Source organism: Mesorhizobium sp. B4-1-3, from assembly GCF_006439355.1.
GTDB lineage: Bacteria > Pseudomonadota > Alphaproteobacteria > Rhizobiales > Rhizobiaceae > Mesorhizobium.
In genome coordinates, this window is sequence record NZ_VFTG01000028.1 from 1 (window position 1) to 14,419 (window position 14,419).

Annotated in this window: 18 protein-coding genes; 7 read left to right on the forward strand and 11 right to left on the reverse strand. The window is 62.8% G+C overall.

The window, feature by feature from the left end; all coding sequences use genetic code 11:
- Positions 1 to 82: 82 nt before the first annotated feature.
- The 3 genes from FJW06_RS25265 to FJW06_RS25275 form a co-directional block, all read right to left on the reverse strand.
- Entirely contained in the window at positions 83 to 688 is a 606-nt protein-coding gene (locus tag FJW06_RS25265) for a transglutaminase-like cysteine peptidase (RefSeq protein WP_140755676.1), read from the reverse strand.
- A gap of 236 nt (positions 689 to 924) precedes the next feature.
- The gene (locus FJW06_RS25270) at positions 925 to 1,542 is read right to left on the reverse strand and encodes a PilZ domain-containing protein (RefSeq protein WP_140755678.1); all 618 of its coding nucleotides are present in this window, start codon (positions 1,540 to 1,542) and stop codon (positions 925 to 927) included.
- Positions 1,543 to 1,716: 174 nt separating this feature from the next.
- A complete protein-coding gene (locus FJW06_RS25275) occupies positions 1,717 to 2,355 on the reverse strand; it encodes a PAS domain-containing protein (RefSeq protein ID WP_140755680.1) in 639 nt (212 codons plus the stop codon).
- Positions 2,356 to 2,779: 424 nt separating this feature from the next.
- On the opposite strand from FJW06_RS25275, the gene FJW06_RS25280 reads away from it, so the two are divergent.
- The gene (locus FJW06_RS25280; protein WP_140755682.1) at positions 2,780 to 3,517 is read left to right on the forward strand and encodes a rhomboid family intramembrane serine protease; all 738 of its coding nucleotides are present in this window, start codon (positions 2,780 to 2,782) and stop codon (positions 3,515 to 3,517) included.
- 289 nt (positions 3,518 to 3,806) lie between these two features.
- Complete coding sequence (locus FJW06_RS25285) at positions 3,807 to 4,238, forward strand: CBS domain-containing protein (protein WP_140755684.1); 432 nt, start codon at positions 3,807 to 3,809, stop codon at positions 4,236 to 4,238.
- 49 nt (positions 4,239 to 4,287) lie between these two features.
- On the opposite strand, the gene FJW06_RS25290 is transcribed toward FJW06_RS25285, so the two are convergent.
- The gene (locus tag FJW06_RS25290) at positions 4,288 to 4,545 is read right to left on the reverse strand and encodes a YjhX family toxin (protein ID WP_140755686.1); all 258 of its coding nucleotides are present in this window, start codon (positions 4,543 to 4,545) and stop codon (positions 4,288 to 4,290) included.
- Positions 4,546 to 4,822: 277 nt separating this feature from the next.
- Here FJW06_RS25290 and gatB point away from each other — a divergent pair, with 277 nt between their 5' ends.
- Both gatB and FJW06_RS25300 read left to right on the forward strand, forming a co-directional pair.
- On the forward strand, positions 4,823 to 6,325 hold the full coding sequence (gatB, locus tag FJW06_RS25295) for an Asp-tRNA(Asn)/Glu-tRNA(Gln) amidotransferase subunit GatB (RefSeq protein WP_140755688.1): 1,503 nt from the start codon (positions 4,823 to 4,825) through the stop codon (positions 6,323 to 6,325).
- A 2-nt stretch (positions 6,326 to 6,327) separates the two neighbouring features.
- Complete coding sequence (locus FJW06_RS25300; RefSeq protein ID WP_140755690.1) at positions 6,328 to 6,816, forward strand: GNAT family N-acetyltransferase; 489 nt, start codon at positions 6,328 to 6,330, stop codon at positions 6,814 to 6,816.
- Between the two features lie 175 nt (positions 6,817 to 6,991).
- Here FJW06_RS25300 and panC read toward each other — a convergent pair whose 3' ends face one another.
- Both panC and panB read right to left on the reverse strand, forming a co-directional pair.
- Positions 6,992 to 7,843: a pantoate--beta-alanine ligase gene (panC, locus tag FJW06_RS25305; RefSeq protein ID WP_140755692.1), complete on the reverse strand. Its 852-nt coding sequence runs from the start codon at positions 7,841 to 7,843 to the stop codon at positions 6,992 to 6,994.
- Positions 7,840 to 8,679, reverse strand: coding sequence for a 3-methyl-2-oxobutanoate hydroxymethyltransferase (panB, locus tag FJW06_RS25310; protein ID WP_140755694.1), 840 nt, complete (start codon positions 8,677 to 8,679; stop codon positions 7,840 to 7,842). The genes panC and panB overlap by 4 nt, the downstream gene beginning before the upstream one ends.
- A 214-nt stretch (positions 8,680 to 8,893) precedes the next feature.
- Here panB and FJW06_RS25315 point away from each other — a divergent pair, with 214 nt between their 5' ends.
- The 3 genes from FJW06_RS25315 to FJW06_RS25325 all read left to right on the forward strand — a co-directional run bounded on the left by FJW06_RS25315 (position 8,894) and on the right by FJW06_RS25325 (position 10,497).
- A complete protein-coding gene (locus FJW06_RS25315) occupies positions 8,894 to 9,292 on the forward strand; it encodes an NADH:ubiquinone oxidoreductase subunit NDUFA12 (RefSeq protein ID WP_140755696.1) in 399 nt (132 codons plus the stop codon).
- A gap of 127 nt (positions 9,293 to 9,419) precedes the next feature.
- Entirely contained in the window at positions 9,420 to 10,052 is a 633-nt protein-coding gene (locus tag FJW06_RS25320) for a DUF2155 domain-containing protein (protein WP_246674832.1), read from the forward strand.
- Positions 10,053 to 10,113: 61 nt separating this feature from the next.
- On the forward strand, positions 10,114 to 10,497 hold the full coding sequence (locus FJW06_RS25325; protein WP_140755698.1) for a hypothetical protein: 384 nt from the start codon (positions 10,114 to 10,116) through the stop codon (positions 10,495 to 10,497).
- An 8-nt stretch (positions 10,498 to 10,505) separates the two neighbouring features.
- On the opposite strand, the gene aat is transcribed toward FJW06_RS25325, so the two are convergent.
- From aat to FJW06_RS25350, 5 genes are all read right to left on the reverse strand, one after another.
- Positions 10,506 to 11,123 (reverse strand): leucyl/phenylalanyl-tRNA--protein transferase, encoded by a 618-nt coding sequence (gene aat, locus FJW06_RS25330; RefSeq protein WP_140755700.1) that lies wholly within the window; start codon positions 11,121 to 11,123, stop codon positions 10,506 to 10,508.
- Positions 11,124 to 11,135: 12 nt separating this feature from the next.
- A complete protein-coding gene (accC, locus tag FJW06_RS25335) occupies positions 11,136 to 12,479 on the reverse strand; it encodes an acetyl-CoA carboxylase biotin carboxylase subunit (protein WP_140755702.1) in 1,344 nt (447 codons plus the stop codon).
- A 14-nt stretch (positions 12,480 to 12,493) separates the two neighbouring features.
- Complete coding sequence (accB, locus tag FJW06_RS25340) at positions 12,494 to 12,955, reverse strand: acetyl-CoA carboxylase biotin carboxyl carrier protein (protein WP_140755704.1); 462 nt, start codon at positions 12,953 to 12,955, stop codon at positions 12,494 to 12,496.
- Between the two features lie 26 nt (positions 12,956 to 12,981).
- Positions 12,982 to 13,416 carry a type II 3-dehydroquinate dehydratase gene (gene aroQ, locus FJW06_RS25345; protein WP_140755706.1) on the reverse strand — a complete coding sequence of 145 codons (435 nt, stop codon included), beginning with the start codon at positions 13,414 to 13,416 and terminating at the stop codon, positions 12,982 to 12,984.
- Between the two features lie 125 nt (positions 13,417 to 13,541).
- Positions 13,542 to 14,369: a DsbA family protein gene (locus tag FJW06_RS25350; protein WP_140755708.1), complete on the reverse strand. Its 828-nt coding sequence runs from the start codon at positions 14,367 to 14,369 to the stop codon at positions 13,542 to 13,544.
- Positions 14,370 to 14,419: the final 50 nt, after the last annotated feature.

Sequence of the window (14,419 nt, forward strand, 5' to 3'; positions counted from 1 at the left end):
GGGTTGGGTGGGGACTCGACCGGGCTTTCTCTCTGGGCACGCCGCCGCGCGTCACCGCGACATACCCGATCGCTTTGGCGCCTTAGCGGACGCTGGCGACCGCGTCCTCGCGGCCGTCGTTGATCGTCACCCAAACGCCCGAGTTCTCCGTCGATTGGCGCTTGAGATAGGTGTAGACCGTGTCGGTCCAGGCGAGCACTTTCGGCTGGAGATTGTCGAGGATGAATTCGCCGAGGCTGGTGCGCACCGTCAGCACGGCATGACCGTCGCCGTTCGGCTGGCGCACCACCGTCATCAACAGATCGCCGGCCGGCACGCCGACGGCCATCAGCTCGCGGCGCTTCTCCAGCGCGTAGTCCTCGCAGTCGCCATAGCCGTTGTCGGGATAGGCCCAATATTCCTCGACGCCGTAGATTTCCATATCGGTGCGCGGCTTGACGCGGGTGTTGACCGAATTGTTGACGTTGACGATCGTCGACCACAGCTTGCGCGTCAGCTCGACCGGCGGACCTTTCGGCGTCCGCTGGTTGCATTCGACCGGAATGCGCTGGCAGAAATCATAGTGGCCGACCGGCTGGGTGGTGCGTCCACCCGTATGCATAAAAGCCGGTCCCGCGCTTGCCGTGCCCCACGCGGAAAGCTGCATCGCCATTGCCAAGAGCAACAGCTTGCCCCTCGTCATTATCATTCTTGTAGTCTCCCCGTTTGAGGAGACTGTGCCACGTTGGGATTTATTTGACGCAAAAACCCGAAGTAGACATTGAGTAAAACGCCAGTAGAATAAACATAAAATTTGAACTATCGCGGTCCTGGATTGTTCAGGTTTGTGAAGACTTGGTAGGTGCCGGGTGGCCTATTTCAGGTAACACCGGGCAACAAAAAACCGGCCGCCGAGGGCCGGTTTTGGCTTGCTGTGGGCTTGCGTCAGGACCGTGGCGCGTTGAATTCCTGGTCGAGCGTTTCCGGCCGCTGGATGACTGCGAACTCGATGGCGACGCCGTCCTCGAAATGGCGCACCACCTGGCCGCGCATCGTGCCCAGCATGACCTGGACGCCGATGGCCGGCTTGACGTCGATCTCGACCGCCGCGCCCGAGAGCGACAGGTCGATGATGCGGCACTGATACTGGCGCCCGTCGGTAAGCTGCAGGACGCTCATCGGATTGCGCGGCGCGACGCGCTCGTGGCGGCGATCCTCGGGCAGGTCGAGCTCATGCTTGTTGGCAAGCCAGGTGAGCTGCGCGGCAAGCTTGTCCTTCTTGCGGTCGGAGGCGATGACGGTCATGGCGAAACCGTCCGGCGATGTGCGCGTCACGATGCCTTCGACACGACCGATATGGTCGATATAGGCGATGACCTTCTCGCCCGGCTTGCCGATGCGGTCCGTGCGCAACGCAACGTTGCCCGGCGACATATCGATCACCTGGCACGGATGTTCGGTGCGGTCTTCCAGCATGAAGCGTCCATAGATCTTGACGCGGACACGCTGGAAATTGCGCCGCTCAGCTCGTGACGGCGCATATTCTACCGCCGCTGACCTCATGACTGCCTACACCCCGTTGGCATTCCGCGCGACGATGCGAGGAATTTCGCCCGAAAAACTACAGCAAAGCGGGTTAACAAACGGGAAAAATCAGCCGCAAAAGCCTGGGTCTGAAGGTCCGCGGGACGCGGAAAAATTAACCGTGAGGGAAGGACAAATTCCGCGCGGCCGGACTCACTCGTGACGCCCGCCGTCAAGGACGACGAGATGGCGGATGCGGCGCACGCGGCCGAGCGCGGAAATGGTCTCCGGAGGATCGAATTCGGTCGGAACGAGCGAGGGGACGTCGATCGCCGGACGGTTCTTCAGGAACATCGGCTCCTTGTCGGGATCTATCACGCGGATCGTATCGATGAGCGCGTCGGCGATCGGATCGGCGCCTAGCCAGAAGGGCTTGTCGGCGGTGCTGATGATGCCGAGGCAGCGCCGGTTCTCCGCACCCCCGTCCAGCGGCAGCGACAGGAGCTCGAACTTGTTGGAGCGGCCGTTGCGGCTGAACCCCTCATAGGTCATCAGCAGGACCGACTTCTGATCGAAAACGCCTTGCATCAGCCGCGACATCAGCCGCTGGTCCTTCTCTCGCCAGAGCGACGGGAAGGAGAAGCCTTTGAGCTCCCGGCCGTAATAGGCGCAGAGCCTTGTGCCGGCGAGCCGGAACACCGCTTCGCCGCGCGTGTCGCGCTCGAGGATGAAGGTGTCGGCCAGAAGCGACTTGATGTCGGCCGGCTCCACCTCCGATCGCTTCGGGGCGAGGCGGCCATCACGCAGCTGATTCCAATATTGGAACAGCGCGATCGATCCTTTTTCTTTCATGTCCATTCCGCTCCGCGCAATCTGTCTTTGATGTCCCATCGGCGAACAGACAGGGCGCCCTCCGATGACCTTCATGCGGTGCGGAGCAGGATGCGTGCCAGTATCGTTAACGTTTGTTCACGCCTCGGGGTCGTTAAGGTTAACAAGTGGTTTACATTGCGAGCCACCGAAGCCTGTGGCACACCAAAACCACTCCAAACGGTCGTTCTCGCAGCGATCGGCAGCACTTCAGTCACGACTTTACGGGGAGCGGGGGACTCGACCGGCCGTTCAGGAAACTCCTGAACGGCCTTCTTTTTGATTCGTACCTGTTCTGATTCGCTCTTTTCGTGCGCGCTCGCTGTGGCGAATAGCCGTTTGTGATTCGAAAGGGCGTGATCTACATGCTCGTCGAAAACCCCGAGTCCCCGACCTGCAAGGGTGCATGAGCGAACCCGTAAGCCCCACTGAAAACGAACCGCTGCCGGAGGAAACTTCCAAGCCGCCGCGCCGTGAACCCATCTTCAACCTGCCGCCCGCTGTCCTGGCGGTGATCGGCATCTGTGTGGCTGTCCACCTGATGCGCGTCTATTTGCTGACCGACGATCAGGATTTTGCCCTGCTCGTCCGAGCGGCCTTCGTTCCCATTCGCTATTCCGGCCGATATAGCCTTGATTTATATGCTTTTTCCAGCCCCTTCACCTATGCTTTCCTGCATGGCGGCGTGGCGCACCTGTTGATCAACATGATCTGGCTTGCCGCTTTTGGTTCGCCTTTGGCCAATCGATTTGGCACGCTGCGCTTCGCCGTGTTCTTCGCGGTAACGAGCCTCGCTTCGGTGGCGCTCTTCTGGGCGCTGCATCCGCTCGGTGAGGTGCCGCTGGTCGGGGCGTCGGGCGCGATCTCCGGCATGATGGGCGCGGCGGCGCGCTATGGCTTCCGCATCGACCGTTCGTCCGGCAGAGCGGCCTTCGCCGGCGAGCCTCTGTCGATCACGGCGGTGTTGCGCTCGCGCGGCGTCATGACCTTTCTGGGCGTTTGGATGGTCATAAATCTCGCCACGGGCCTGCTGGGCTTCGCGCCGGGAATAGAAGGCCAGATCGCCTGGGAAGCGCATATCGGCGGCTTCGTCGCCGGCTTTTTCGGACTGCGCTTGTTCGACCGCCCGCCGGCTGCCGCCTAGAGCAGATCCCGAAAAGTGGGAGCCGGTTTTCGGCGAAGATCATGCTCCAATAAAGAGATAGATCAGGATGGCGATTCAATGAGACGCCATCCTGATCTAGTCCTTAGGCGCACTTGAAATGCAACCAATCACGGCGCACGATGTTGCCATGCATGTCGCCCAAAAGCGCGTAGCGGTTTTGGGAAAAGGACATGCATCAAGACTGTAAGCACCCGGTGTCTTCCAGAGGGCGCCGGGGCTGAAAAGCCGGTCGGGGCGGGAGCCGGTGCCAAAGGCAGTGGAGGACGCCATGACGGTTAAGGCAATTCTTGAAAGCAAGGGCCATGACGTGTTCACGCTCGGGCCCAATGAGAAACTCAGCGAGGCCATCCGCATGCTGGCCGAGCACAGGATCGGCGCGCTCGTCATCACCAATGGCGACCGAAAGATCGTCGGCATCCTCTCGGAGCGCGATATCGTTCGGGTCATGGCCAAAGAGGGCGCCGCCGCGCTCGACATCGCCGTGCGGTCGGCAATGACTCCGAAGGTCAAGATCTGCAACGAAAACCACACCGTCAACGAGGTCATGGAGATCATGACGAGAGGCCGCTTCCGCCATCTGCCGGTGGAGAAAAACGGGCTGCTTGACGGCATCGTCTCCATCGGCGACGTGGTCAAGCGCCGCATCGAGGATGTCGAGCGCGAGGCCGAGGAGATCAGGGCCTACATCGCCACCGCTTGACGGGGGCGAGGAAACCGCCGGCTGTTTCCAGCCGGCGACGTGATGCGTTCTACCGGTTGTCGAGTTCGGCGCGGACGAGCTCGAGCCCGCGCCGGGTGATCCGGTAAGGGCCGCCATCCGTCGAGGAAACCGCTTTCTTGCGCCTCAGCTTCCGAAAGAGGTCCAGGTCGAAGCCCGGATAGCGCCAGCCGTCGCGGGTCAGGCACTGGACCGAGGCGATCTTTTTGCTCTCGTTCTTTTCGATTTCGATACGCCCGCCCTGCGCGAGCAGGTGCAGGATGCGCTGTTCGTTGCGCGAAATGTCCATTGGATAAAGTCCCGGGAAAAACAACAAAAGCCGCCGCCGCGAGACATCGCGGCGCGGGGTTTTCAGGTTTTTCTGCCCTGCCTCGGCTACGAGGTCAGGGCTTCACCGGGACTGAGCGTAAGTGGACATCCACTCTCCATTGGAATGGGTGTCCTATAGGCGAAGGCGGCGGAAAAGGCCAGCGTGCGGGCTTTGCGCTTGTCTCGGAGAGCGGTTTGGACTAGCGAGTGACTTTCACTTTTGACGTGAAAATCACGCTTCCAATCTGCAGGCCTCCATGAGCATCATCGACACCCGCACTCCCGACGCAAAACGTCTGATCCCCGGCGCCACCGGCGACTGGGAGATCATCATCGGGCTGGAGGTGCATGCGCAAGTGATCTCGGAGGCAAAGCTCTTTTCCGGCGCCTCGACCTCGTTCGGCGCGGCGCCCAATGCCAATGTCAGCCTTGTCGACGCGGCGATGCCGGGCATGCTGCCGGTCATCAACGAGGAATGCGTCAAGCAGGCGATCCGCACCGGGCTCGGTCTGAAGGCCGCGATCAACCACAAGTCGGTCTTCGATCGGAAGAACTATTTCTACCCCGACCTGCCGCAGGGCTACCAGATCTCGCAGTACAAGCAGCCGATCGTCGGCGAGGGCAAGGTGATCGTCTCCGTCGGGCCCGACCGCCAGGGCGAGTTCGAGGATATCGAGGTCGGCATCGAGCGCCTGCATCTGGAACAGGATGCCGGCAAGTCCATGCACGACCAGCACCCGACCATGTCCTATGTCGATCTCAACCGCTCCGGCGTCGCGCTGATGGAGATCGTCTCCAAGCCCGATATCCGCTCGGCCGACGAAGCCAAGGCCTATGTCACCAAGCTGCGCTCGATCATGCGCTATCTCGGCACCTGCGACGGCAACATGGACGAAGGCTCGCTGCGCGCCGACGTCAACGTCTCGGTCCGCCGTCCGGGCGGCGCGTTTGGCACGCGCTGCGAGATCAAGAACATGAACTCGATCCGCTTCATCGGCCAGGCCATCGAATACGAGGCGCGCCGGCAGATCGCCATTCTGGAAGACGGCGGCAAGATCGATCAGGAGACCCGCCTGTTCGATCCGGCCAAGGGCGAGACGCGTTCGATGCGCTCCAAGGAAGAAGCGCATGATTATCGCTATTTCCCGGATCCCGACCTTCTGCCGCTGGAGTTCGACCAGGCCTATGTCGACGCGCTCGCCAAGGACCTGCCGGAACTGCCCGACGACAAGAAGGCGCGGCTGGTCGATGTGCTCGGCCTTTCGGCCTATGACGCCTCGGTGCTGGTTTCGGAAAAGCCAATCGCCGACTATTTCGAGAAGGTGGCGGCAGGCCGCGACGGCAAGCTCGCCGCCAACTGGGTCATCAACGATCTCCTGGGCCAGCTGAACAAGGCCGGCAAGGATATTGAAAATGCTCCGGTTTCGCCGGAGCAACTCGGCGCTGTTCTCGACCTGATCAAGGAAGGTACGATCTCCGGCAAGATCGCCAAGGATTTGTTCGAGATCGTCTGGAACGAGGGCGGCGATCCGCGCCAGCTCGTCGAGAGCCGCGGCATGAAGCAGGTCACCGACGCCGGCGCCATCGAGAAGGCGGTCGACGAGGTCATCGCCGCCAACCCGGACAAGGCCGAGCAGGCGCGCGCCAAGCCGACCATGGCCGGCTGGTTCGTCGGCCAGGTGATGAAGGCGACCGGTGGCAAGGCCAACCCTCAGGCGGTCAACGATCTCGTCAAGGCCAAGCTCGGCATCGAGGGCTAGGGATGTTCGTGCGCACGGCGAGCGAACGTGATCTCGCAGCTGTCCGTGCGTTGCTGGTCGAGACCTGGCACGCGACTTATGACGCCCTCTATGGCGCCAAGCGGGTAGCTGAAATCACGGATGACTGGCATTCGATCGCCTCGCTCAAGGCGCGGCTGACGCGCCCGAATTCCGAGTTCCTGGTGGCTGACGATGGCAAGCGGCTCGGCGGCATGGCGTTTGCCGCCGCCACCACCGACCCGAAGATCGTCCTTTTGAACCAGCTCTATGTGCATCCGACCTGCCAGCGGCAGGGGGTCGGCCAATCGCTGCTCGATGAAGTCGAAGCCAGTTTTCCGGAGATGGATACGCTGCGCCTCGAAGTCGAGGAAGCAAATGCCGTGGCGATCGCCTTCTACGAAGCGAACGGCTTCCGTCCGGCCGGCAGGACCGCCGATTGCGGCGGCAATTCGGGATTGCCCGCCCTCATCACGGAGAAGCGGCTCCGCTAGATCGGCGGCGAGCCCCATTTATCGCGCGGTTTTGATTTGATCGCGCCGACCCGCGTGGTCAAGGCTGCGCATCGCCGGCGTCGCTTCACCGGGCCGGGCCGCGTCGGCATCCAGTCGATGTATCTGCGTATGCCGTCGGAAGAGTAGGCGGCGAGCCCGATCGAACGATGTCCGATCAGGTGGAGGGAATCTCCACATTGTCGATCAGCCGCGTCGTGCCGAGCCAGGCCGCCGCGAGCAGGCGGCCGTCATGGCCCCGCTGCCAGGGGCCGAGCGTGACGCTCGCGCGGGCAGCGACATAGTCGATTTTTTGGAAGCCGGCTGAGACAAGCGCCTTTGCGGCATCTTCGGTGGCGCCGGCTTCATCCGCCCCGGTTGAAAGTGCCGCCGCCGTGCGGCGCAGGACCACGTTGAACTTGCGCGCGACTTCGAGCTCGGTCGCGCCGAGATAGGCATTGCGCGATGACATGGCGAGGCCATGGGGGTCGCGCACCGTCGGCGCGCCGATGATCTCGACCTGCAGGTCGAGATCGCGGCAGAGCTGCCCGACAACGCAGAGCTGCTGGTAGTCTTTCTCCCCGAACACGGCGCAATCGGGCGCCGCCTGCAGGAAGAGCTTGGCCACCACGGTCGCGACACCGTCGAAGAAGCTCGGCCTGAAGTCGGTTTCCAGGCCGCGGGAGGGGCCTCCTACCGAGATATTTGTGGCGAAGCCTGCAGGGTACATTTCGCTCACGCCTGGCGTGAAGGCGAGATGGGCTCCCGCATCCCGCAACCGATCGAGGTCGCGCGCCAGCTGGCGCGGATATTTGTCGAGATCCTCGGTCGGCGCGAATTGCGTCGGATTGACGAAGATCGACACGACGCAGCGCTCGGCCCGTTCGAGCGCGATCCGGACCAGCGAGATGTGGCCGTCATGCAGCGCGCCCATCGTCGGCACCATGGCGACCTTCAGGCCGGCCTGCCGCCAGTCGCGGACCTGCGCCCGAAGGGCTGTGACGCTGTCGACGACGATTGGCGCGCTCATGTCTTGTCCTTGGCGGAGGCTGTCGTGAAGACGTGGTCGGGGCCGGGGAAGGCGCGGCTGCGCACCTCGGCGGCGTAGCGCGCCGCCGCATCCGCTATCACACCGCGCAAGTCGGCGTATTCCTTGACGAATTTCGGCACCCGGTCGACTGTCATTCCGACCATGTCGTCGATCACCAGGATCTGGCCATCGCAGTCGCCGCTGGCGCCGATACCGATGGTCGGTATGGAGACGTGACGGGTGAGCTTCGCGGCCACGGCCTCCATCGTGCCCTCGATGACGACCGAAAAGGCGCCGGCTTCTTCCACCGCTTCGGCATCGCTGAGCAGGGCAGCGATGTTGTCCTGCGTTCGGCCCTTGATCTTGTAGCCGCCGTCCTTCTCCACCGATTGCGGCTGCAGGCCGATATGGCCCATGACCGGTATTCCTTCGGCAACGATCGCCGCGATCCGGGAGGCCATGTCGACGCCGCCTTCGAGCTTCACGGCCTGGCAGCCCGTCTCTTCGATGATGCGCTCCGCCGCCGCCACGGCCTGCGCCGGCGAGGCCTCATAGCTGCCGGCCGGCATGTCGACCACCACGCAGGCCTTGGCCGAGCCGCGCATGACGGCCCTGCCGTGCGCGATCATCATCTCCAGCGAGGCGCCGAGCGTGGTGGCGTGGCCATGCAGGACCATGGCGACACTGTCGCCGACGAGGAGCAGGTCGACATGTGGGTCCAGCAGGCGGGCGATCGGATGGGTATAGGCGGTGAGGCAGACGATCGGCACACCGCCCTTGCGGCGGCGAATGTCTTCGGCGCTGATCCGGCTGTCGGCGGTCGGATCCCGGCTCAATCGTCACCTCCCTCAAGGCGCCACCGAAACGGGGCGGATCGAGCTTTAGAAAGACAGGCAAGGCTTGGCAAGCCGGGCTGCCGCGAGCGGAACGGCTGCATCGATTTAACGCACGAAGCATTATGTTCCGGGTGCGGCAAAACCCTTGCCTTCGCGGTGGTGTGACGCCATAAGCAGGGGAAAGGCAGGAGCCGCTGCCGCCGGGAGGATCTGGATGAAAACTTTCCTGCTGCAGTTTTTCACCTGGTGGAACAGCCAGACGCTCGGCACCCGCTTCCACACTTGGCGCTTCGGCAAGAAGGTCGGCGAGGACGAGGCGGGCAACGTCTATTACGAGGGCGGGGTCGACTCGGAAGGTCGCACCCGCCGTTGGGTGATCTATCGCGACTATTCGGAAGCCTCGAAGATCCCGCCCGGTTGGCATGGCTGGATCCATCACCGAGTCGACACCGCTCCTACCAGCGAAAACTACAAGCCGCGCGAATGGCAGAAGCCGCATCAGGCGAATCCGACCGGAACGCCGTTTGCCTACCGGCCGAAGGGTTCGATCCTGACCAATCAGCATCGTCCGCAGGTGACCGGCGACTACGACGCTTGGACGCCCGGATCGTAATCCGCGTCCACGACGCCGGTTCGGTCCTTTATCGCCACAATTGGCATTTAGCTGCTTGCTGACTGCGCAGCCATGACTAGCCTTGGGCGTTGAGAGAATCACCCGGGCGCAACCACCGGTATTTTGCATGAGCTCTTCTAAGCAATTCCAGGAAAAGTGCGCAGCGGTTTTCCCTCCGGAATTGCGACCCAGGATTCCAGGCCAAACGTCAAAGGCGCTGATCGCGGCAGCGTCTCTTCTGGTCGCCTCCACGGCAGCCTTCGCTGCCGCGCAGGCGCCGGCCGCTGCGCCTGCCGCCTCCGACCGCATCACCAATCCGGTGGCCGAGTTCGCCGGCATCGACAAGATCACCGGCCGCATCATCACCTTCGACGTCTATATCGACGAGACCGTGCAGTTCGGCGCTTTGCAGGTGACGCCTCGCGTCTGCTACTCGCGGCCGGACACGGAGCAGCCGAAGACCGATTCCTTCGTCGAGGTCGACGAGATCACGCTCGACCGCAAGATCCGTCGCATCTTCACCGGCTGGATGTTTGCCGAGAGCCCCGGCCTCAACGCCGTCGAGCACGCCGTCTATGACGTCTGGCTCAAGGGCTGCAAGCAGAAGTCGGACGTGCCGCCGCCGACCGCGGCCAAGGCCGACACGGCCAAGCCGAAGACCCAGGCCGCCAAACCCAAGGCTGCGGCGCAGCCGGCCGACGCCACTCCCGAGCCCGCTGACGCGGTGCCGAACCCGGACGACACTACCGACACGAACTGATCTCGGAACTTGCCTGCCCTTGAGCCGTTCCCAATCGGCGACAGGCGAGGAGAATTCCGCGATGACCACCAAGAAGCCGATCACCGCCAACAAGCAGGAACTTCTCGATATAGAGAGGGGCTTTTGGTCAGGCGATTCCGCCTACTATGAAGCCAATGCCGACGTGGAGTGCCTGGTCGCATTCCCGCAGATGGCGCTGGCGATGACAAACGCCGATCTCGCCAAAACCGTCACCAAGCCTAACAGATGGCGCGACCTCGATATCAGGTTGAAAGGCATGGTCGAGCCCGGCAGCGATATCGTTATGCTCACTTACGAGGCCAGGGCCACGCGAGAAAATGGCGAGCCCTATGCGGCGCTCGTCAGCACCGGTTATGTTCATCGCGCCGACGGTTGGAAGATGATGTTCCATGCGCAGACGCCGATCGAGGCGGCACAGGACTGATCCTCTCCTCAAGGATAAAAGACGGCTTCGCCCTTCAGCGCCACGGCGAGCATTTTCTCATACTGGCCGCGTGGCACGTCGACGGCGCCGAAGCGCTTCAAATGCTCGGTGGTGAACTGCGTGTCGAGCAGCGCGAAACCGCGCGCCTTCAGCCGTTCGACCAGATAGTAGAGACAGGTCTTCGACGCGTCGGTCTCCCTGGCGAACATGCTTTCGCCGAAGAACACGCGACCGAGCGAAACGCCGTAGAGGCCGCCGACCAGCCGGTCCTCGCGCCAAGCCTCGACCGAATGGCAGTGGCCCAGGCGATAGAGTTCGACATAGGCTTCGCGGATTGGCGCGTTGATCCAGGTCGAGCGGCGCTCCTCGCGCTTTTCGGCGCAGCCGTCGATCGTCGCCTCGAAATCGAAATCGTAGCGGATCTCGAACGGATGCTTGCGGATCGTCTTCTTCAGGCTGCGCGGTGTATGGAACCCGTCCAGCGGAATGATGCCGCGCGTTTCTGGCCGCACCCAGAACACTTCCGGGTCGTTGGCGCTCTCGGCCATAGGGAAGACGCCGGAGGCATAAGCCCGGAGCAGCAGGTCGGTCGGAATCCGATAGCCTGGTGCGTAGGGGCGGGTCATCGCATCCCCGTGCTATTCACCCTTGGCCAGGTATTTTTCCAGCCAGTGGATGTCGTAGTCGCCATTGGCGATATCCGGGTTGCCGACAAGGTCGCGGAAAAGCGGCAGCGTTGTCTTGATTCCGTCGACGACGAATTCGTCGAGCGCGCGGCGCAGCCGCATCATGCATTCGACGCGGTTGCGGCCGTGCACGATCAGCTTGCCGATCAGGCTGTCGTAATAGGGCGGGATCTTATAGCCGGAATAGACGCCGGAATCGACGCGGATTCCGAGGCCGCCGGGCGTGTGGAAATGCGTGATCGTGCCTGGCGAGGGCGTGAAGGTGCGCGGGTCCTCGGCATTGATGCGGCACTCGATGGCGTGGCCGTTGAACTTGATGTCTTCCTGCCTGACCGACAGCCCGCCGCCGGAAGCGACGCGGATCTGCTCATGCACTAGGTCAATGCCGGTGATCGCCTCGGTCACCGGATGCTCGACCTGCAGGCGCGTGTTCATCTCGATGAAATAGAATTCGCCATTCTCGTAGAGGAACTCGATCGTGCCGGCGCCGGAATAGCCGAGATCGGCAATAGCCTTGGCGCAGATATCGCCGATGCGCGAGCGTTCCTCCGCATTGAGCGCCGGTGAATTGGCTTCCTCCCAGACCTTCTGGTGGCGCCGCTGCAACGAGCAGTCGCGCTCACCGAAATGCACGCCGCGGCCGGCCCCGTCGCCGAACACCTGCACCTCGATATGCCGCGGCTTCTGCAGATATTTCTCGATGTAGACGGCGTCGTCGCCAAAAGCCGCGCCTGCTTCCGACTTTGCCGTCTGCAGCGCGACTTCGAGGTCCGCTTCGGTATGCGCCACCTTCATGCCGCGGCCGCCGCCGCCGGCGGAGGCCTTGATGATCACCGGATAGCCGATCTCGGCGGCGACGCGCTTGGCTTCCTTGTCTTCGCTGATCGCGCCGTCGGATCCGGGCACGACCGGGATGCCGAGACGCTTTGCCGTGCGCTTGGCCTCGATTTTATCGCCCATGATGCGGATATGATCGCCCGACGGGCCGATGAAGGTGATGTTGTGGGCAGCGAGGATGTCGGCGAACTTGGCGTTCTCCGACAGGAAGCCGTAGCCCGGATGCACCGCGTCGGCGCCGGTTATCTCGCAAGCGGCGACGATCTGGTGGATGTTGAGATAGCTTTCGCGCGACGGCGGCGGGCCGATGCAGACGCTCTCGTCGGCGAGCCGCACATGCATGGCATCGGAATCCGCGGTCGAGTGCACGACCACCGTCTGAATGCCGAGCTCCTTGCAGGCGCGCAGCACCCGAAGCGCGATTTCGCCGCGATTGGCGATGAGGATTTTTTGGAACATCTCTTGGCTGTTCCTCACTCGAGGACCACCAGAGGCATCCCGTATTCGACCGGCTGGGCGTCCTCGATGAGGATCGCCGTCACCGTGCCGGCACGCGGCGAGGGGATCTGGTTCATCGTCTTCATCGCTTCGATGATGAGCAGGGTCTGGCCTTCCTTCACCTTCTGGCCGATCTCGACGAACGGCTTGGCGTCGGGCGAGGGCGCCAGATAGGCCGTGCCGACCATCGGCGAGGGCACGGCGTTCTTCGACGGATCGGCAGGCGCTGCCGCGGCGGGCTGAGCCGCTGCGGCTGCCGGAGCCGCCGCGAGCGCCGGCAGCGGCGCCGCAACCGCGTGGACGGCCTGCGACTGGCGCGACACGCGCACCTTGAGGTCGCCGAGCTCCACCTCGATCTCGGTCAGATTGGTGTCGTTCAGAATGCCCGCAAGGTCGCGGATCAGCTGCTGGTCAACACCGTTCTTTTTTATCGACATTTTCGAGCCTTCTGTTTGGGAGCCGGTCACAGGCGTGCCGCCAGTGCCTGCAGCGCGAGCGTGTAGCCGAGCGGCCCGAACCCGCAGATCATGCCGACAGCAACCGGCGCGATCATGGAGACGTGGCGGAAGGGCTCCCGCGCGTGGATGTTGGAAAGATGGACTTCCGCGACGGGCAGCGGCGCGATAGAGCGGATGGCGTCGTGGATGGCGATCGAGGTGTGGCTATAGGCGCCGGGATTGATGACGATTCCGGAAGCCTTGTCGCCGGCTTCCTGGATCCAGTCGACCAGATCGCCCTCATGGTTGGACTGGCGAAAATCGATCTCGAGTCCGAGCGCGGCGCCTGCCGCCTTGCAGTCCTCTTCGATGGCCGCAAGCGTCTTGCCGCCATAAATTCCCGGCTCGCGTTTGCCGAGCGCATTGAGATTGGGACCGTTGAGGACGAAAATCGTTTTCAATATGGCGACCTTGTTCCACGCCGGCCCCGAGCCGGCGCACTGGCCTCTATAATGGGCATAGCCGCCCGCGAAAAGAGCGCAAGTGCGTTCTTGCGCTGTCCACAGCGGCCGGCCTCCGCAACCGCTTACAGCGCGCTCTTGGCCTGTTCGATCTTTTCCGCCAGAACCTGCTGACCGAGCGCTCCGAAGATCACCTCGTTGCCGACCACATAGGACGGCGTGCCGGTGATCGACAATTTCGTCGCGAGGTCATACGTGCGCGAAAGCGTTTCGGCGATGCGCGGGTCCTTCATCTTCTCGCGCAGCGCCGCCTCGTCTGCGCCGAGGGAAAGCGCCACCTTGATGGCCGTCGCTTCGGTGGCGCGGCCCTGGCCGCCGAGCAGCGCGGTGTGGAATTCGCCGTACTTCTCCGGATGCATCAGGTGGAACGCCATGGAGACGACGCTGGCCTTCTGCGAATCCGGGCTGAGGATCGGGAATTCCTTGAGCACGAAACGCAGGTCCGGGTCGGACTTGGTCAGTGCCTGCATGTCCTCGATGGCGCGTTTGCAGAAGCCGCAATTGTAATCGTAGAACTCGACGATCGTGACTTTGCCCTTCGGGTTGCCGACGACGCCGTCGAAGGTGGAATTGAAGATTTCGTTCTTGGAATCCTTGATGACGCCGAGCGCTGCGAGTCGCTGCTCTTCTTTCTGCTTGGCCTCGAGCGCGTCCTGCACCTCGAGCAGAACCTCCGGGTTCTTCAAGAGGTAGTCGCGGATGATGCCCTCGACCTCTTTGCGATCGATCTTGGTATCGGCGGAGGCCTTGGTATCGATGGAGGACGTGACCTGCGCCACTTGCGCGGTGTCGGCCTTCGCGGTCTGGGGGTTCCCCGCGACGAAGCCGAAGGCCAGCATGCCGAGCGCTACCGCCAGACCGCCAGCACTGCCAAGCAGGATTGTCTTGTTCATGATTGTTGATCCTTCTTGCCTATCCTGGTGCGCCTTGGTCGCGGCCAACG

What these genes read in the sequence shown, in the direction of transcription:
- FJW06_RS25265 (WP_140755676.1), bottom strand. Translation starts at nt 688, where the DNA reads ATGATAATGACGAGGGGCAAGCTGTTGCTCTTGGCAATGGCGATGCAG.
- FJW06_RS25270 (WP_140755678.1), bottom strand. Translation starts at nt 1,542, where the DNA reads ATGAGGTCAGCGGCGGTAGAATATGCGCCGTCACGAGCTGAGCGGCGC.
- FJW06_RS25275 (WP_140755680.1), bottom strand. Translation starts at nt 2,355, where the DNA reads ATGAAAGAAAAAGGATCGATCGCGCTGTTCCAATATTGGAATCAGCTG.
- FJW06_RS25280 (WP_140755682.1), top strand. Translation starts at nt 2,780, where the DNA reads ATGAGCGAACCCGTAAGCCCCACTGAAAACGAACCGCTGCCGGAGGAA.
- FJW06_RS25285 (WP_140755684.1), top strand. Translation starts at nt 3,807, where the DNA reads ATGACGGTTAAGGCAATTCTTGAAAGCAAGGGCCATGACGTGTTCACG.
- FJW06_RS25290 (WP_140755686.1), bottom strand. Translation starts at nt 4,545, where the DNA reads ATGGACATTTCGCGCAACGAACAGCGCATCCTGCACCTGCTCGCGCAG.
- gatB (WP_140755688.1), top strand. Translation starts at nt 4,823, where the DNA reads ATGAGCATCATCGACACCCGCACTCCCGACGCAAAACGTCTGATCCCC.
- FJW06_RS25300 (WP_140755690.1), top strand. Translation starts at nt 6,328, where the DNA reads ATGTTCGTGCGCACGGCGAGCGAACGTGATCTCGCAGCTGTCCGTGCG.
- panC (WP_140755692.1), bottom strand. Translation starts at nt 7,843, where the DNA reads ATGAGCGCGCCAATCGTCGTCGACAGCGTCACAGCCCTTCGGGCGCAG.
- FJW06_RS25315 (WP_140755696.1), top strand. Translation starts at nt 8,894, where the DNA reads ATGAAAACTTTCCTGCTGCAGTTTTTCACCTGGTGGAACAGCCAGACG.
- FJW06_RS25320 (WP_246674832.1), top strand. Translation starts at nt 9,420, where the DNA reads ATGAGCTCTTCTAAGCAATTCCAGGAAAAGTGCGCAGCGGTTTTCCCT.
- FJW06_RS25325 (WP_140755698.1), top strand. Translation starts at nt 10,114, where the DNA reads ATGACCACCAAGAAGCCGATCACCGCCAACAAGCAGGAACTTCTCGAT.
- aat (WP_140755700.1), bottom strand. Translation starts at nt 11,123, where the DNA reads ATGACCCGCCCCTACGCACCAGGCTATCGGATTCCGACCGACCTGCTG.
- accC (WP_140755702.1), bottom strand. Translation starts at nt 12,479, where the DNA reads ATGTTCCAAAAAATCCTCATCGCCAATCGCGGCGAAATCGCGCTTCGG.
- accB (WP_140755704.1), bottom strand. Translation starts at nt 12,955, where the DNA reads ATGTCGATAAAAAAGAACGGTGTTGACCAGCAGCTGATCCGCGACCTT.
- FJW06_RS25350 (WP_140755708.1), bottom strand. Translation starts at nt 14,369, where the DNA reads ATGAACAAGACAATCCTGCTTGGCAGTGCTGGCGGTCTGGCGGTAGCG.